The organism is Pseudomonas sp. 2822-17, assembly GCF_002742485.1.
GTDB classification, from domain to species: Bacteria; Pseudomonadota; Gammaproteobacteria; order Pseudomonadales; family Pseudomonadaceae; genus Aquipseudomonas; species Aquipseudomonas cyclaminis.
Window position 1 is genome coordinate 209,720 of record NZ_LJRZ01000295.1, and the last position, 13,299, is coordinate 223,018.

The 13,299-nt window shown below is 57.4% G+C and carries 15 protein-coding genes; 8 read left to right on the forward strand and 7 right to left on the reverse strand.

What is annotated here, in order from left to right; translation table 11 throughout:
* Nucleotides 1–51: 51 nt before the first annotated feature.
* Both AOA60_RS05020 and AOA60_RS32170 read right to left on the reverse strand, forming a co-directional pair.
* Entirely contained in the window at nucleotides 52–1,671 is a 1,620-nt protein-coding gene (locus AOA60_RS05020) for a recombinase family protein (protein ID WP_099583448.1), read from the reverse strand.
* Nucleotides 1,668–2,687: a hypothetical protein gene (locus tag AOA60_RS32170; protein WP_143522386.1), complete on the reverse strand. Its 1,020-nt coding sequence runs from the start codon at nucleotides 2,685–2,687 to the stop codon at nucleotides 1,668–1,670. Before AOA60_RS32170 ends, AOA60_RS05020 begins: the two co-directional genes overlap by 4 nt.
* 124 nt (nucleotides 2,688–2,811) lie before the next feature.
* Between AOA60_RS32170 and rimO the strand changes: the two genes are divergently transcribed.
* The 5 genes from rimO to tsaA all read left to right on the forward strand — a co-directional run bounded on the left by rimO (nucleotide 2,812) and on the right by tsaA (nucleotide 6,724).
* Nucleotides 2,812–4,137 (forward strand): 30S ribosomal protein S12 methylthiotransferase RimO, encoded by a 1,326-nt coding sequence (rimO, locus tag AOA60_RS05030; RefSeq protein ID WP_099583450.1) that lies wholly within the window; start codon nucleotides 2,812–2,814, stop codon nucleotides 4,135–4,137.
* 103 nt (nucleotides 4,138–4,240) lie between these two features.
* Nucleotides 4,241–4,714, forward strand: a complete 474-nt coding sequence (locus AOA60_RS05035) for a GNAT family N-acetyltransferase (protein WP_099583451.1) — start codon at nucleotides 4,241–4,243, stop codon at nucleotides 4,712–4,714.
* Between the two features lie 71 nt (nucleotides 4,715–4,785).
* Nucleotides 4,786–5,496 (forward strand): rRNA pseudouridine synthase, encoded by a 711-nt coding sequence (locus tag AOA60_RS05040; protein WP_099583452.1) that lies wholly within the window; start codon nucleotides 4,786–4,788, stop codon nucleotides 5,494–5,496.
* Between the two features lie 67 nt (nucleotides 5,497–5,563).
* Nucleotides 5,564–6,025 (forward strand): DUF1456 family protein, encoded by a 462-nt coding sequence (locus AOA60_RS05045; RefSeq protein ID WP_099583453.1) that lies wholly within the window; start codon nucleotides 5,564–5,566, stop codon nucleotides 6,023–6,025.
* Between the two features lie 3 nt (nucleotides 6,026–6,028).
* Nucleotides 6,029–6,724, forward strand: coding sequence for a tRNA (N6-threonylcarbamoyladenosine(37)-N6)-methyltransferase TrmO (tsaA, locus tag AOA60_RS05050; RefSeq protein ID WP_099583454.1), 696 nt, complete (start codon nucleotides 6,029–6,031; stop codon nucleotides 6,722–6,724).
* Nucleotides 6,725–6,856: 132 nt separating this feature from the next.
* Here the strand turns inward: tsaA and fpr are convergent, their stop codons facing one another.
* Entirely contained in the window at nucleotides 6,857–7,636 is a 780-nt protein-coding gene (fpr, locus tag AOA60_RS05055) for a ferredoxin-NADP reductase (RefSeq protein WP_003231344.1), read from the reverse strand.
* 124 nt (nucleotides 7,637–7,760) lie between these two features.
* Here fpr and AOA60_RS05060 point away from each other — a divergent pair, with 124 nt between their 5' ends.
* Nucleotides 7,761–8,687 (forward strand): LysR family transcriptional regulator, encoded by a 927-nt coding sequence (locus AOA60_RS05060; protein WP_162633371.1) that lies wholly within the window; start codon nucleotides 7,761–7,763, stop codon nucleotides 8,685–8,687.
* A 3-nt stretch (nucleotides 8,688–8,690) separates the two neighbouring features.
* On the opposite strand, the gene AOA60_RS05065 is transcribed toward AOA60_RS05060, so the two are convergent.
* The 3 genes from AOA60_RS05065 to AOA60_RS05080 form a co-directional block, all read right to left on the reverse strand.
* Nucleotides 8,691–9,053, reverse strand: a complete 363-nt coding sequence (locus AOA60_RS05065; protein WP_032891758.1) for a diacylglycerol kinase — start codon at nucleotides 9,051–9,053, stop codon at nucleotides 8,691–8,693.
* A 75-nt stretch (nucleotides 9,054–9,128) separates the two neighbouring features.
* Nucleotides 9,129–9,779, reverse strand: a complete 651-nt coding sequence (gene erdR / locus AOA60_RS05070; protein ID WP_099583456.1) for a response regulator transcription factor ErdR — start codon at nucleotides 9,777–9,779, stop codon at nucleotides 9,129–9,131.
* Between the two features lie 252 nt (nucleotides 9,780–10,031).
* Nucleotides 10,032–10,751 carry a tRNA-uridine aminocarboxypropyltransferase gene (locus tag AOA60_RS05080; RefSeq protein WP_099583458.1) on the reverse strand — a complete coding sequence of 240 codons (720 nt, stop codon included), beginning with the start codon at nucleotides 10,749–10,751 and terminating at the stop codon, nucleotides 10,032–10,034.
* Nucleotides 10,752–10,930: 179 nt separating this feature from the next.
* On the opposite strand from AOA60_RS05080, the gene AOA60_RS05085 reads away from it, so the two are divergent.
* The gene (locus AOA60_RS05085; RefSeq protein ID WP_099583459.1) at nucleotides 10,931–11,365 is read left to right on the forward strand and encodes a PA3611 family quorum-sensing-regulated virulence factor; all 435 of its coding nucleotides are present in this window, start codon (nucleotides 10,931–10,933) and stop codon (nucleotides 11,363–11,365) included.
* A gap of 291 nt (nucleotides 11,366–11,656) precedes the next feature.
* Nucleotides 11,657–12,769, forward strand: a complete 1,113-nt coding sequence (locus tag AOA60_RS05090; protein WP_099583460.1) for a TIGR00730 family Rossman fold protein — start codon at nucleotides 11,657–11,659, stop codon at nucleotides 12,767–12,769.
* A 61-nt stretch (nucleotides 12,770–12,830) separates the two neighbouring features.
* Here the strand turns inward: AOA60_RS05090 and recX are convergent, their stop codons facing one another.
* Nucleotides 12,831–13,298, reverse strand: coding sequence for a recombination regulator RecX (recX, locus tag AOA60_RS05095; protein ID WP_003189043.1), 468 nt, complete (start codon nucleotides 13,296–13,298; stop codon nucleotides 12,831–12,833).
* Nucleotide 13,299 lies beyond the last annotated feature (1 nt).

Below are 13,299 nucleotides of genomic sequence, written 5' to 3' on the forward strand. Positions count from 1 at the left end.
CATCACTGTATATATGAACAGTATATGGTAGCCACTTGCTGCCCCACAAGGTTACCCCCAGTCCTCGCTCGCTACCCACTCACCCGTACGACGATCAATTTGAATCAAACGGTGCTGCCCAGTTCGCGAGAGCAACTGGACGTCGATCGCTTGCCCCTTACGGTCCTGGGCACTCATGCCTCTCATATAGATCACGATCCGCTCAAACGTATCCATGATCAGCTGCCGGACCTTCTCGCGCGCTCCGTAGTCGCCTGCAAACACCTGGGCCGCCAGTTCCTCCCAGCGATCGGCCTGCGCTGGCCGAACTGCGCGAGACATCGCGACCAACTCAAACTCAAGTCTTTTTACATTTTGTTCAGCCACTCCTTGCTGCTCCTCCAGCTCTCTGGCCTTACGAATGAAGGCAATTGGCGAGGCACCACTTTCGTCCGCAAGTAAGGCGTCAGTTACCTTCCCTAGCTGTGTAGTGATCTTGTCTAATGCGGCACGGGCAACAAGCAGCTTTTGACGAACACCTTTACCGTCGTCGCCTACTTGCAAGAGACGTTGCAAATTGAGCTGGTCAGAACAAAAGCTCAACAAAGCGCGCTCAATGGGTACGACACTGCAGCTGCCACCGGCGGAACAACCCCCGTTCTTGCTGTAAGAAGTACACTGCAGACGACGATTACCATCTGCGATGCTCCCATCAGAGCGCCGGCGTTTCATGATGTTTTGCGCGACCAATGCCGTGCCGCAGTAGCCGCAGTAAGCCAGTCCCACACCGGTGATGATGCCTGGTATCTCGCCGGCCCCTCTCCGACGCAACCGCTGGCCTGCAAGGTGCTGTAAATCACTCCACTCCGCATCGGACAGGATCCGCGGGTAATACTCCTCAAGCTCGTAGTCCTCACCATCAAGGCTCAACCTTTTAACGCCTCGTAGCGCGGGTAGCTTGATCGTTCGGTATATTTGCAGCCCGGAAATTCCCCCGTCGGTTAACTGGAAACCTTCTTCATGCATGACTGCTGCAGCACGCCCGGCGCCTAGCCCTTGGCGATAAAGCTCAAGCGCCCGTTTTACTGCCGCGACGCGCTCCGGGATTAATTCCCATCCGTCATTGGTCAGGCGCACCCACTGGGGATCTTTACCATTGCGGATCAACCCACGGAATGAACCAGCCACCCAGCCTTCGCACTGGCGACGGATTGCGGCTTTAACGCGCTTGCTTTTGGTATCAGACTCTTCGTGCGCCCTTATCATCACCAGGAGCGAATAAACCAAGTCCATAGGCTGAGCCTTCAAACCCGCCCGGTTGTATTCACGACCATCACTCGCGGTAACTACAGTAATGCCCGCATTGATGATCTGCGCTAACTGAGCCTGGGCCTGTATAGGCTCTGCTCGGCTTAAGCGATCCAAACCTTCTACAACAAGAACAGACCCACTAGCGATACGGCCGTCCTCGATCGCACGAAGAAAAACCCCCAATGCTCCCTGAGTGACATGTCGCTGGTGATAGGCAGACAGGCCCTCGTCTTTCAAAGTCAGAGTGGCATCAAGCGCCATGCCTCGTTTGAGAGCCCAAGAGGCAGCGTAAGCAAGTTGGCGATCAGCGCTACTGCCAGTTGCCTGGCGGGGGTCGGAGAAACGGAGATAGCTGAATACCTTCGCGTTATCGAGCTTCATACTTCTTTGGATTCAGGCTTAGCTTTTTTTGGCTGGAATAGATCTTTCATTTTCTCCAGAGTCGTGTGGGCCGTGCTCATCGACTCAACCATGTAATTAAAGTCGTTAGCCGCACCAGACTTATAAGTTGGCCACTTCACATCTTCTTTCAAAATAGCTGTAATTTGCTCACGAATCTTTTCGTCACTCTCCCCTTTGAATTCTCGCAAGGCATAATAGCCTAGCAAATAACGATCATACCCAGACCTTACACGAAGACAGGCCATTGAGACTTCAACATAGTAACGGTACTGCTTAAAGAACCATGCAGCAAGAAACTCAACCACGATAAAAGTTGTAGAGCACGCGGCCATACCTACATACATAACACTTGAATCAGGATGCGTGAAATTTGCAAAGATCTGCCAAATCACAATAACGAGAACATAGAAAATAAGTCCACCCGCCATGAAAGCTACACCTTTATCTAATAGCTTATTGGCCGTATTCTCAGATGCAGTGGCGTAAGCAGATAATGACTTGAGGATACTTGAACAGTACGACTCAAACGATTCGCTGTTAGATACGGCCCCGTAACTAAAAAAATCCTCTTTTGACTCAACAACGCTTTCCTTCTCGCCGCCTCCTTCTCTCTTAAGGGATTCAGGATCGGTAGTTCCTGCCCCCCAAAACCACTTGCTAGTCGCTAATAAAGCCGACCCTGTCATAATACGGCTTTCTGGGTTACTCACTCGTGAAAAAGTCGCACTTCCCAGCCTCGCTAATTGAACCGTAAATGAAATCAAGACCGCACCCGCACCAAATAGCAGAGCGATCAATGCATCTTTATTTGCGAACGCCTTCTCTATAATATCTGGCCGATTAAACGATAATATCCCGTAAGTAAAAGCCAATACTGAAAGGTAAGTGACAACTATACCCAGAGCCGAAATAGCACCATTAGAACCGTTAGTCCTTGGTAGGACAGCTGTAATTTTTCCACTTTTATCCCTCTTCACCTCATAGTTGCTGTTCATTCCCCCTCCCCACAAACAATAATGAAAATCAATAGCGACAATTGTTTTTGCGCATTTTTTGACCAGCGTTTAGAATCGCGCGCCACGAATTTTGACCAGGGTATACCCTGCAGGCTGTGAGTATATGAGTAATAATCCACGTGTAGGGTTTATATCGCTGGGGTGCCCAAAGGCTCTGGTCGACTCCGAGCGCATCCTCACGCAACTGCGTATGGAAGGCTATGACGTTGTGTCCACGTACCAGGACGCCGACGTGGTGGTGGTCAACACCTGTGGCTTTATCGACTCGGCCAAGGCGGAGTCCCTGGAAGTGATCGGCGAAGCCATCAAGGAAAACGGCAAGGTCATCGTGACCGGTTGCATGGGCGTGGAAGAAGGCAATATCCGCAACGTGCACCCAAGCGTGCTGGCCGTGACCGGTCCGCAGCAGTACGAGCAGGTGGTCAATGCCGTGCACCAAGTGGTGCCGCCGCGTCAGGATCACAACCCGCTGATCGACCTGGTGCCGCCGCAAGGCATCAAGCTGACCCCGCGCCACTATGCGTACCTGAAGATTTCCGAAGGCTGCAACCACAGCTGCAGCTTCTGCATCATCCCGTCGATGCGCGGCAAGTTGGTCAGCCGCCCGGTCGGTGATGTGCTCGACGAAGCCCAGCGCCTGGTCAAATCCGGCGTGAAAGAGCTGTTGGTGATCTCCCAGGACACCAGCGCCTATGGCGTCGACGTGAAATACCGAACCGGTTTCTGGAACGGCGCGCCGGTGAAAACCCGCATGACCGAACTCTGCGAAGCCTTGAGCAGCCTCGGCGTGTGGGTGCGCCTGCACTACGTTTATCCGTACCCGCACGTGGACGAACTGATCCCGCTGATGGCCGCCGGCAAGATCCTGCCGTACCTGGACATCCCGTTCCAGCACGCCAGCCCGAAAGTGCTCAAGGCGATGAAACGCCCGGCTTTCGAAGACAAGACCCTGGCGCGCATCAAGAACTGGCGCGAGATCTGCCCGGAGCTGATCATCCGTTCGACCTTCATCGTCGGCTTCCCTGGCGAAACCGAAGAAGACTTCCAGTACCTGCTGGACTGGCTGACCGAAGCCCAACTGGACCGTGTCGGCTGCTTCCAGTACTCGCCGGTGGAAGGTGCTCCGGCCAACCTGCTGGACCTGGCCGTGGTGCCGGACGACGTCAAGCAAGACCGCTGGGAGCGTTTCATGGCGCACCAGCAGGCGATCAGCTCGGCGCGCCTGCAACTGCGCATCGGAAAGGAAATCGAAGTGCTGATCGACGAAGTCGACGAGCAAGGCGCGGTAGGCCGCTGCTTCTTCGACGCGCCGGAAATCGACGGTAACGTTTTTATCGACGATGCCAGCGGTTTGAAGCCGGGCGACAAGGTCTGGTGCACCGTGACCGACGCCGACGAGTACGACCTGTGGGCCGAAAAGCGCGACTGATGGCGTAAAAACATGAAAAAGCCCTGCCTCTGGACAAGATGCGGGGCTTTTTTACGTCTATCGTTTTGCCCATCGGCACGGATCTCAGCAAGGGGCAGCGGGCATGCGTCAGCATTCGGTTATCCATACACCCAATACCAGCGACTACGCGCAGTTGGCGCAGATCTGGGAAGCCTCTGTGCGAGCCACCCATGACTTTTTACCCGACAGTTACATCGTGCTGCTCAAAAACCTGGTGCTGACCCGCTACCTGGACGCAGTGATGCTGATCTGCACCAAGGACTCGCGCCAGCGCATCACCGGGTTTGCCGGGGTCGCGGCGGGCAAGGTGGAGATGCTGTTTATCGACCCGCAACACCGTGGCCGGGGCCTTGGCCGACAACTGCTGTGGTACGCGATCGAGCACCTGAATGCCGAAGCGCTGGATGTCAACGAACAGAATCCCCAGGCATTGGGGTTTTATTTGAAGCTCGGGTTCGAGGTGATCGGACGCACGGAGCATGATGGCCTGGGCCAGCCTTATCCGTTGCTGCATATGCGTCTGCGCCAGGCGCATCAGCAGGAGCGCCAAGGCTAAATGAAATGGGTCCGGGATTAACCGCGCCCGCACAGGTACAATACCCGCCCCCTTTTGTTACGGCCCTTGTCATGACTGACCCCATACGCCTCTCCAAACGCCTTATCGAACTGGTCGGTTGCTCCCGTCGGGAGGCTGAGCTGTTTATCGAAGGCGGCTGGGTCTCGGTGGACGGTGAAGTGATCGACGAGCCGCAGTTCAAGGTCACGACGCAGAAAGTCGAACTTGACCCCGACGCCAAGGCGACGGTGCCGGAACCGGTGACCATCCTGCTGCACGCTCCCGCCGGCGTGGATGCCGAGACCGCCATGGCCTCGATCAGCGCCGAAACCCTGTCCGAAGAACACCGCTTCAGCAAGCGCCCGCTCAAAGGTCACTTCCTGCGCCTGACCGCCAGCGCCGACCTGCAAGCCAAGGCCAGCGGCCTGTTGGTGTTTACCCAGGATTGGAAGATTCTGCGCAAGTTGACCGCCGATGCCGCCAAGATCGAGCAGGAGTACGTGGTGGAAGTCGAGGGCGACATGGTTGCCCACGGCCTCAACCGCCTGAACCACGGCCTGACCTACAAGGGCAAGGAACTGCCGGCGGTCAAAGCCAGCTGGCAGAACGAAAACCGCCTGCGTTTCGCGATGAAAAACCCGCAGCCAGGCGTGATCGCGCTGTTCTGCGAAGCCGTTGGCCTGAAAGTCGTGGCGATCCGTCGCATCCGTATCGGCGGTGTATCGATCGGCAAGGTGCCGGTCGGTCAATGGCGTTACCTGTCCGGCAAAGAGAAGTTCTAAGCCGCTCCCCTTTTCTCGACACCGCCTGATGGGCGGTGTCCTCAGTTGAATACCAGGATTGCCCACCATGATTCACAACGACGTACTGCGCAGCGTGCGCTACATGCTCGACATCAGCGACAACAAGATGGTCGAGATCATCAAGCTCGGCGGCATGGACGTCACCAAGGACGACCTGCTGACCTACCTCAAGAAAGATGAGGAAGAAGGCTTCGTCTTCTGCCCGGACGAGGTCATGGCTTACTTCCTCGACGGCCTGGTGATCTTCAAGCGCGGCAAGGACGAAAGCCGTCCGCCGCAGCCGATCGAAACCCCGGTGACCAACAACATCATCCTCAAAAAGCTGCGCGTGGCCTTCGAGCTGAAAGAAGACGACATGCACGCCATCCTCAAGGCTGCCGAGTTCCCGGTCTCCAAGCCGGAGCTGAGCGCGCTGTTCCGCAAGTTCGGCCACACCAACTACCGCACCTGTGGCGACCAGTTGCTGCGCAACTTCCTCAAGGGTCTGACCCTGCGGGTTCGTGCATAAGCCATGAGTTACCAGGTCTCGCCCGTCGGCTTCGTCCGCTCCTGCTTCAAGGAGAAGTTCGCCATCCCTCGCCAACCGCAACTGGCGCCCGCCGCCCGGGGCGTGTTGGAGTTGGTGGCGCCGTTCGACCAGGGTGAGGCGGTGCAGGGTTTGGAGCAGGTCAGCCATGTGTGGCTGTTATTCCTGTTCCACCAGGCCCTGGAAGACAAGCCGCGCCTGAAAGTGCGGCCGCCGCGTCTGGGGGGCAATACGTCCATGGGCGTATTTGCGACCCGCGCGACTCATCGACCTAATGGCATCGGCCAGTCGGTAGTGAAGCTGGACAAGGTGGAGCCGGGGCGGCTGTGGATTTCCGGGATCGATTTGCTCGATGGCACGCCGGTGTTGGATATCAAGCCGTATGTGCCGTATGCCGATAGCGTTGGTGCGGCCACCAACCACATCGCCAGCGATGCGCCCGAACTGATCGGCGTGCAATGGCTCAAGGCTGCACTGCACCAGGCGCAAGGCCATGCCCAGCGCCTTGGTGAACCGTTGGTAGAGTTGATTGATCAGTGCCTGGCGCAAGATCCGCGACCGGCCTACCAAACGCCCGGCCCTGAGCGTGAATACGGTGTGCGGTTCTGGGATGTAGATGTGCGCTGGCACTACCCGGAGCCGGGAATGATCTGTGTGCTGGAAGTGGTTCCGGCTAAATAGGACGAAAACCAAATGTGGGAGCTGGCTTGCCTGCGATAGCATCACCTCGGTTCAACTGAACCACTGAGGTGTCTGCATCGCAGGCAAGCCAGCTCCCACATTTTTTGGATCGCTGGTGTTACTGACTCTGTATTACTTTTCGACGAACGCACGTTCGATCAGGTAGTCACCCGGCTCACGCATCCGTGGCGAAACCTTCAAGCCGAAGCTGTTCAACACTTCGCTGGTCTCGTCCAACATGCTTGGGCTGCCGCACAGCATGGCGCGGTCGTCCTCGGGGTTGATCGGTGGCAGGCCGATGTCCGTGAACAGCTTGCCGCTGCGCATCAGATCGGTCAGGCGACCTTCGTTTTCGAACGGCTCGCGGGTCACGGTCGGGTAGTAGATCAACTTGTCACGCAGGGCCTCGCCGAAGAATTCGTTCTGCGGCAGGTGCTCGGTGATGAACTCGCGGTAGGCGACTTCGTTGACGTAACGCACGCCGTGGCACAGGATCACTTTTTCGAAACGCTCGTAGGTTTCCGGGTCCTGGATCACGCTCATGAACGGAGCAAGGCCAGTACCGGTGCTGAGCAGGTACAGGTGTTTGCCCGGTTTCAAATCGTCAAGCACCAGGGTGCCTGTCGGTTTTTTGCTGATGATGATCTCGTCGCCTTCCTTCAAGTGCTGCAATTGGGAAGTCAGCGGACCATCCGGCACCTTGATGCTGAAGAACTCCAGATGCTCTTCCCAGTTTGGGCTGGCGATGGAGTAAGCGCGCATGAGCGGGCGGCCGTTGGGCTGTTGCAGGCCGATCATCACGAACTGACCGTTCTCGAAGCGCAGGCCCGGGTCACGGGTGCACTTGAAGCTGAACAGAGTGTCGTTCCAGTGATGAACACTGAGGACACGCTCGTGGTTCATGTTGCTCATGTACGGGGGACTCCTGGAAATGGGTCTGCGCCAAAGATGAAGTGCGCAATTGCACAGCATTCTAATGGCGGCGACAATATCTGTTAACTGGATTATTAAGATAAGGGTTATCGGTTATATCGATATGCGATTTACTCTCCGTCAACTGCAAGTCTTCGTCGCCGTCGCCCAGCAGGAAAGCGTCTCGCGCGCTGCTGGCCTTCTGGCCTTATCTCAATCCGCCGCCAGCACTTCGATCACCGAGCTGGAGCGTCAATCCAGCTGCCAATTATTCGACCGCGCCGGTAAACGCCTGAGCCTGAACGCCCTCGGCCATCAACTGCTGCCTCAGGCGGTAGCGTTGCTGGACCAGGCCAAGGAGATCGAGGACCTGCTCAACGGCAAGTCGGGCTTCGGCTCCCTGGCCGTCGGCGCCACCCTGACCATCGGCAATTACCTGGCCACCCTGCTGATCGGCAGCTTCATGCAGCAGCATCCCGAGAGCCAGGTAAAACTGCATGTGCAGAACACTGCCAATATCGTGCACCAGGTTGCGCACTACGAAATTGACCTGGGTCTAATCGAAGGCGACTGCAGCCACCCCGATATCGAGGTGCAAACCTGGGTCGAGGATGAGCTGGTGGTGTTCTGCGCGCCTCAGCATCACCTGGCCAAGCGCGGCGTGGCCACCATGGAAGAGCTGACCCATGAGGCGTGGATCCTGCGCGAGCAAGGCTCAGGCACGCGCCTGACCTTCGACCAGGCCATGCGTCACCACCGCAGCACGCTGAACATCCGCCTGGAGCTTGAGCATACCGAGGCAATCAAGCGCGCCGTGGAATCGGGATTGGGGATTGGCTGCATCTCGCGCCTGGCGCTGCGCGACGCGTTCCGCCGAGGCAGCCTGGTGCCGGTGGAAACCCCGGACCTGGACCTGGCGCGTCAGTTTTACTTCATCTGGCATAAACAGAAGTACCAGACCTCGGCGATGCGCGAGTTTCTGGAGCTGTGCCGCGCCTTCACCGCCGGGGTTCAGCGCAGCGACGAGATCGTGCTGCCGAACATCGCCTGATCGTCAGATCAGGATCACGGCCCACACCAGGGTAATCATGGTCAGTGCCACAAATTGCGCGGCGCTGCCCATGTCCTTGGCATTTTTCGACAGGGGGTGACGGTCCAGGGAAATGCGGTCAATGGCCGCTTCCACGGCCGAATTGAGCAATTCGACGATCAAGGCCAGCAGGCACACTGCAATCAGTAACGCCCGTTCGACCCGGCTGACGTTCAGGAAAAAGCTCAGCGGGACCAAGATGACGTTGAGCAACACCAACTGACGGAAAGCAGCCTCGCCGGTGAACGCCGCACGCAGGCCATCCAGGGAATAACCCCCAGCATTGAAGATACGTTTGATACCGGTTTGACCCTTGAAAGGCGACATAGACGTAGGCAACTGAACCAAAGAAGTGGGAAAACTAGATCACGCAAAGTCAAAAAAGCGTGAATCGGCAACAGCTTAATGCTGCGAAATTGACTCAAGTTGTTGCAAGAGCAGCGCCGCCTGGGTGCGCGTACGCACGCCCAGCTTACGGAAAATCGCCGTAACGTGGGCCTTGATGGTCGCTTCGGACACGTTCAGCTCATAGGCGATCTGCTTGTTCAGCAGGCCTTCACAGACCATGGTCAACACCCGGAACTGCTGCGGCGTCAGACTGGCCAAGCCATCGCGGGCGGCCTTGGCTTCGTCGGAGACGTTGATTTCTTCAAACGCTTGCGGCGGCCATGAGACATCACCGTCCAGCACCTTGCGTACGGCGTTCTGGATGTCTTCCATGGCGCTGGACTTGGGGATGAAACCGCTGGCACCAAACTCCTTGGAGCGCACCACCACGTCAGCGTCTTCCTGGGCCGAAACCATCACCACGGGAATCTGCGGGTATTGCCCACGCAGCAGCACCAACCCCGAGAAACCGTAGGCGCCAGGCATGTTCAGGTCGAGCAGCACCAGGTCCCAGTCGGATTTTTCGGTGAGGCGGGTTTCCAGCTCGGCAATGCTGGCCACTTCAACCAGACGCACATCCGGGCCGAGGCCCAGCGTTACAGCCTGGTGCAGCGCACTGCGAAACAACGGGTGGTCATCGGCTATCAGGATTTCGTATGTGGCCATTGATTAAATGATCCTGTTTTTTATGGCAGCCTTGATGGGTTCAAGGTTCGCCAGTACACACGGCAATGGCCAGGCAGCCATCGCCATAGGGCACATTCAACGTCAAATGCACGTAAAACGACGTCGAAAACTCACGGTTGCGCCCCAATCGGCGCCCAGCATGCCCAGCGTAGCCTGGGGGGTCAAGCACTACGCCCGTGGGCATTTTAGCGGGTTGCGGGTTTACAGTGCCATCATGCAAACGTCGTCTGGCTATACCGCCGGTATATAGGGCGCAAGTCGCGTATGGACGACATCGCAGGCGTCCAAAGGCATCTGGAACTTGGCGGCCAGATAATGGGTGCTGAACACATCGAGGTAGGCGTCCAGCACTTCGCTGGCAACTTCATCCCCGGCCAACTCCAGGCACAGCGCCGCGACTTCGGCGGTGCAGAAATGATCATCACGCTTGGAGCGGCGCAGTTTGTAGCGCGAGAGTTGCTCAGGTGCCAGGCTCAGGACTGGCAAGTGCTCCAGATACGGGCTTTTGCGGAACATCTTGCGCGCTTCACTCCAGGTGCCGTCGAGCAGGATGAATAACGGGCGCTTGCCCTCCTTCACGATGACTTCGCTGACCACCCGTTCAGGCGCCACGAATTCGCCAGGGAATACGATATAAGGCTGCCATTGCGGGTCTGCGAGCAAGGTGAGCAAATCCGGCTCGACTTCGGTGCGCGCCCAGGGGAACGCGGTGGTATCGGCGATGACGTCGGCGATCAGCCAGCCGGTGTTGCTGGGTTTCATCGGTTCAACATCATGCATCAGCAAGCACATCGCAGACCGGGCCTCGACCTTGGGTCGCCAGGCGCACAGGCAGTACTCTGGAATAACCCGGCAGCCGGGGCAGCGTTCGGCGCGGGAGCCGCGGTTGACGAAGGGCTTGATGGCACGCGCCAGGCGCTGGGTGCGCAGACGTGAAACGGCGTGACTCATCGGATGCACCGCTGGAACGGGTAAATCGACACGGATAGAACTCGTGAAAGGCTGAAGTGGGCGCAGTTTACCAGCGATACGCCTGGCTGTAGTGGCAAGGGCTCACCTATAATCGCGCGCCACTGAACGCACAGCGCAGTGGCTGGTCTATGCACCAGTAACCGAATCAGGAGAGTTTCATGCTGCGTTCCATGCTGCGCTTTGTCGCCCCATCCATCGCCCTTGCGCTGGTGTTGCCTGTGGGCGCACATGCGGCCTCGCTGCTGGAGGCCCAGATGAACAGGAAACTGCAAAGCGTCGCGGCTGAGAGCAACAAAGATCTGCCCCGGGAAATCGACGAAAAAACCCTGGAAGTGGCCTACACCGTTGAAGGCATGCAGTTGATCGATCACTTGAGTGTGATGTCCGACCGCGCCGAGCAAATGCGCGCCAACCCCAAGGCTGTGTATTTCCAACTGGGGCAAAGCGTTTGCCTGAACAAAGGCTACCGCGAGCTGATGGCCAAAGGCGCCGTGATGCGCTACGAAATCACCGAGAACAAGACTAACCGTCCTGTGGCATCGGTGAAGTTCGTGGAAGCGGATTGCCCGGCACCGGCAAAAAAGAAAAAGTGATTCTGTCTGACGTTCGCGCGCTGCTCTCAGTGGCGCGCCCCCCCCCCGCTCCAACGCCCCTCAAACAGCTAGACTCCGTATTGAGCAACCAATAAGCGGTTGCCAGCCAACGGTTTTTCGGCCCATGATCAAGCCATCCCAACCGCTCACTTACAGCACTTTTCATGCTGTTCTGTAACATTTTCAGGGCAAAAGAAGGTTGCCCCCTGCGGCAAGCAGCGACACATGTAGTGTCGTAGCCTCCGGCGAACTTCTCGTCGGCTACCCGGCCCTGCAAGAAGGAGAAGTTGAATGCCTTACGAACCGAATGACAGCCTGCTCCAGCATTTTGAAAAAAACGGGGCCGACCTCACGCAGCAGGTCGAAGCCCAACTCCAACTGATCGCCCCCGATAGCCCGAATATCCCTCTGTACCGCGACATGATCCTCACCGTGCTGCGCATGGCACAGGACGACCGCAACCGCTGGAATGCCAAGATCACCCTGCAAGCCATCCGTGAACTGGACAACGCCTTCCGTGTGCTCGAACAGTTCAAGGACCGGCGCAAAGTCACCGTATTCGGCTCGGCCCGCACGCCGGTGGAAAGCCCGCTGTACGCGCTGGCCCGAGAAGTGGGCGCAGCACTGGCGCGCTCGGACCTGATGGTGATTACCGGTGGTGGTGGCGGCATCATGGCCGCGGCGCACGAAGGCGCAGGCCTGGAGCACAGCCTGGGGTTTAATATCACCCTGCCATTTGAACAGCATGCCAACCCGACGATTGATGGCACCGACAACCTGCTGTCCTTTCACTTCTTCTTTACCCGCAAGCTGTTCTTCGTCAAGGAAGCCAATGGACTGGTGTTATGCCCTGGCGGGTTCGGCACGCTGGATGAAGCGCTGGAAGTGCTGACGCTGATCCAGACCGGCAAGAGCCCGCTGGTACCGGTGGTGTTACTGGATGCGCCGGGTGGCGGGTTCTGGCAAGGCGCGCTGGACTTTATCCGCAGCCAGCTGGAAGCCAATCGCTATATCTTGCCAACTGACCTCAAGCTGGTGCGACTGGTGTATAGCGCTGAAGAGGCCGTGGAAGAAATCAATCAGTTTTATGCAAACTTCCACTCCACTCGCTGGTTGAAGCGTGAGTTTGTGGTGCGCATGAATCATCCGCTCAGCGATCGGGCGCTGGCCCATTTGCAGAGTGAGTTCGCCAGCCTGCGGTTGAACGGTGAGTTTCGGCAACTCGCTTATACCGGTGAGGAGCATGATGAGGCACGGTTCAGCCATCTGACGCGGCTGGTGTTTAACTTTAATGGTCGCGACCAGGGGCGCTTGCGGGAATTGGTGGATTACATCAATTTGCCGGAGAACTGGGTGCAAGCTCAGGGCAAGGCGCAGCAACGGATGACGCCAGAGACAGCGTGACTTTTTACAGGCGAAAAAAAAGGCCCACTATTTTCATAGTGGGCCTTTTGTTTTTTGGCGTTCAGTCGTCCATATCCCGACCACTTAACAAGCGGCTGATCATGTCCATCGAAAACCCGCGATAACTCAAGAAGCGACCTTGCTTCGCACGTTCCCTGGCATCAATCGGAAGGTGGCCCGCAAACTTGCGACGCCAGGTTTCCTCCAACTGCGACTGCCAACTGATACCGCACTCACGTAGCGCGAGGTCAATATCGGCACGTTGCAGTCCACGCTGGCTCAACTCTTCGCGAATCCGCGCAGGGCCATAACCGGAACGTGCGCGGTAGGACACAAAACTTTCAAGGTAACGGGCTTCCGACAACAGCCCTTCTTCCGTCAACCGGTCGAGGGCTGTTTCGATCATCTCAGGCTCTGCACCACGCTGACGCAACTTACGTGTCAGCTCGACTCGCCCATGCTCGCGGCGAGCGAGCAGGTCCATCGCAGTGCGCCTAACGGCGACGAGTGTATCCAGTACAACAGTCATC

Excerpts from the sequence above, each read along its gene's own strand:
- AOA60_RS05020 (WP_099583448.1), bottom strand. The coding sequence starts at position 1,671 with ATGAAGCTCGATAACGCGAAGGTATTCAGCTATCTCCGTTTCTCCGAC.
- AOA60_RS32170 (WP_143522386.1), bottom strand. The coding sequence starts at position 2,687 with ATGAACAGCAACTATGAGGTGAAGAGGGATAAAAGTGGAAAAATTACA.
- rimO (WP_099583450.1), top strand. The coding sequence starts at position 2,812 with ATGAGTAATAATCCACGTGTAGGGTTTATATCGCTGGGGTGCCCAAAG.
- AOA60_RS05035 (WP_099583451.1), top strand. The coding sequence starts at position 4,241 with ATGCGTCAGCATTCGGTTATCCATACACCCAATACCAGCGACTACGCG.
- AOA60_RS05040 (WP_099583452.1), top strand. The coding sequence starts at position 4,786 with ATGACTGACCCCATACGCCTCTCCAAACGCCTTATCGAACTGGTCGGT.
- AOA60_RS05045 (WP_099583453.1), top strand. The coding sequence starts at position 5,564 with ATGATTCACAACGACGTACTGCGCAGCGTGCGCTACATGCTCGACATC.
- tsaA (WP_099583454.1), top strand. The coding sequence starts at position 6,029 with ATGAGTTACCAGGTCTCGCCCGTCGGCTTCGTCCGCTCCTGCTTCAAG.
- fpr (WP_003231344.1), bottom strand. The coding sequence starts at position 7,636 with ATGAGCAACATGAACCACGAGCGTGTCCTCAGTGTTCATCACTGGAAC.
- AOA60_RS05060 (WP_162633371.1), top strand. The coding sequence starts at position 7,761 with ATGCGATTTACTCTCCGTCAACTGCAAGTCTTCGTCGCCGTCGCCCAG.
- AOA60_RS05065 (WP_032891758.1), bottom strand. The coding sequence starts at position 9,053 with ATGTCGCCTTTCAAGGGTCAAACCGGTATCAAACGTATCTTCAATGCT.
- erdR (WP_099583456.1), bottom strand. The coding sequence starts at position 9,779 with ATGGCCACATACGAAATCCTGATAGCCGATGACCACCCGTTGTTTCGC.
- AOA60_RS05080 (WP_099583458.1), bottom strand. The coding sequence starts at position 10,751 with ATGAGTCACGCCGTTTCACGTCTGCGCACCCAGCGCCTGGCGCGTGCC.
- AOA60_RS05085 (WP_099583459.1), top strand. The coding sequence starts at position 10,931 with ATGCTGCGTTCCATGCTGCGCTTTGTCGCCCCATCCATCGCCCTTGCG.
- AOA60_RS05090 (WP_099583460.1), top strand. The coding sequence starts at position 11,657 with ATGCCTTACGAACCGAATGACAGCCTGCTCCAGCATTTTGAAAAAAAC.
- recX (WP_003189043.1), bottom strand. The coding sequence starts at position 13,298 with ATGACTGTTGTACTGGATACACTCGTCGCCGTTAGGCGCACTGCGATG.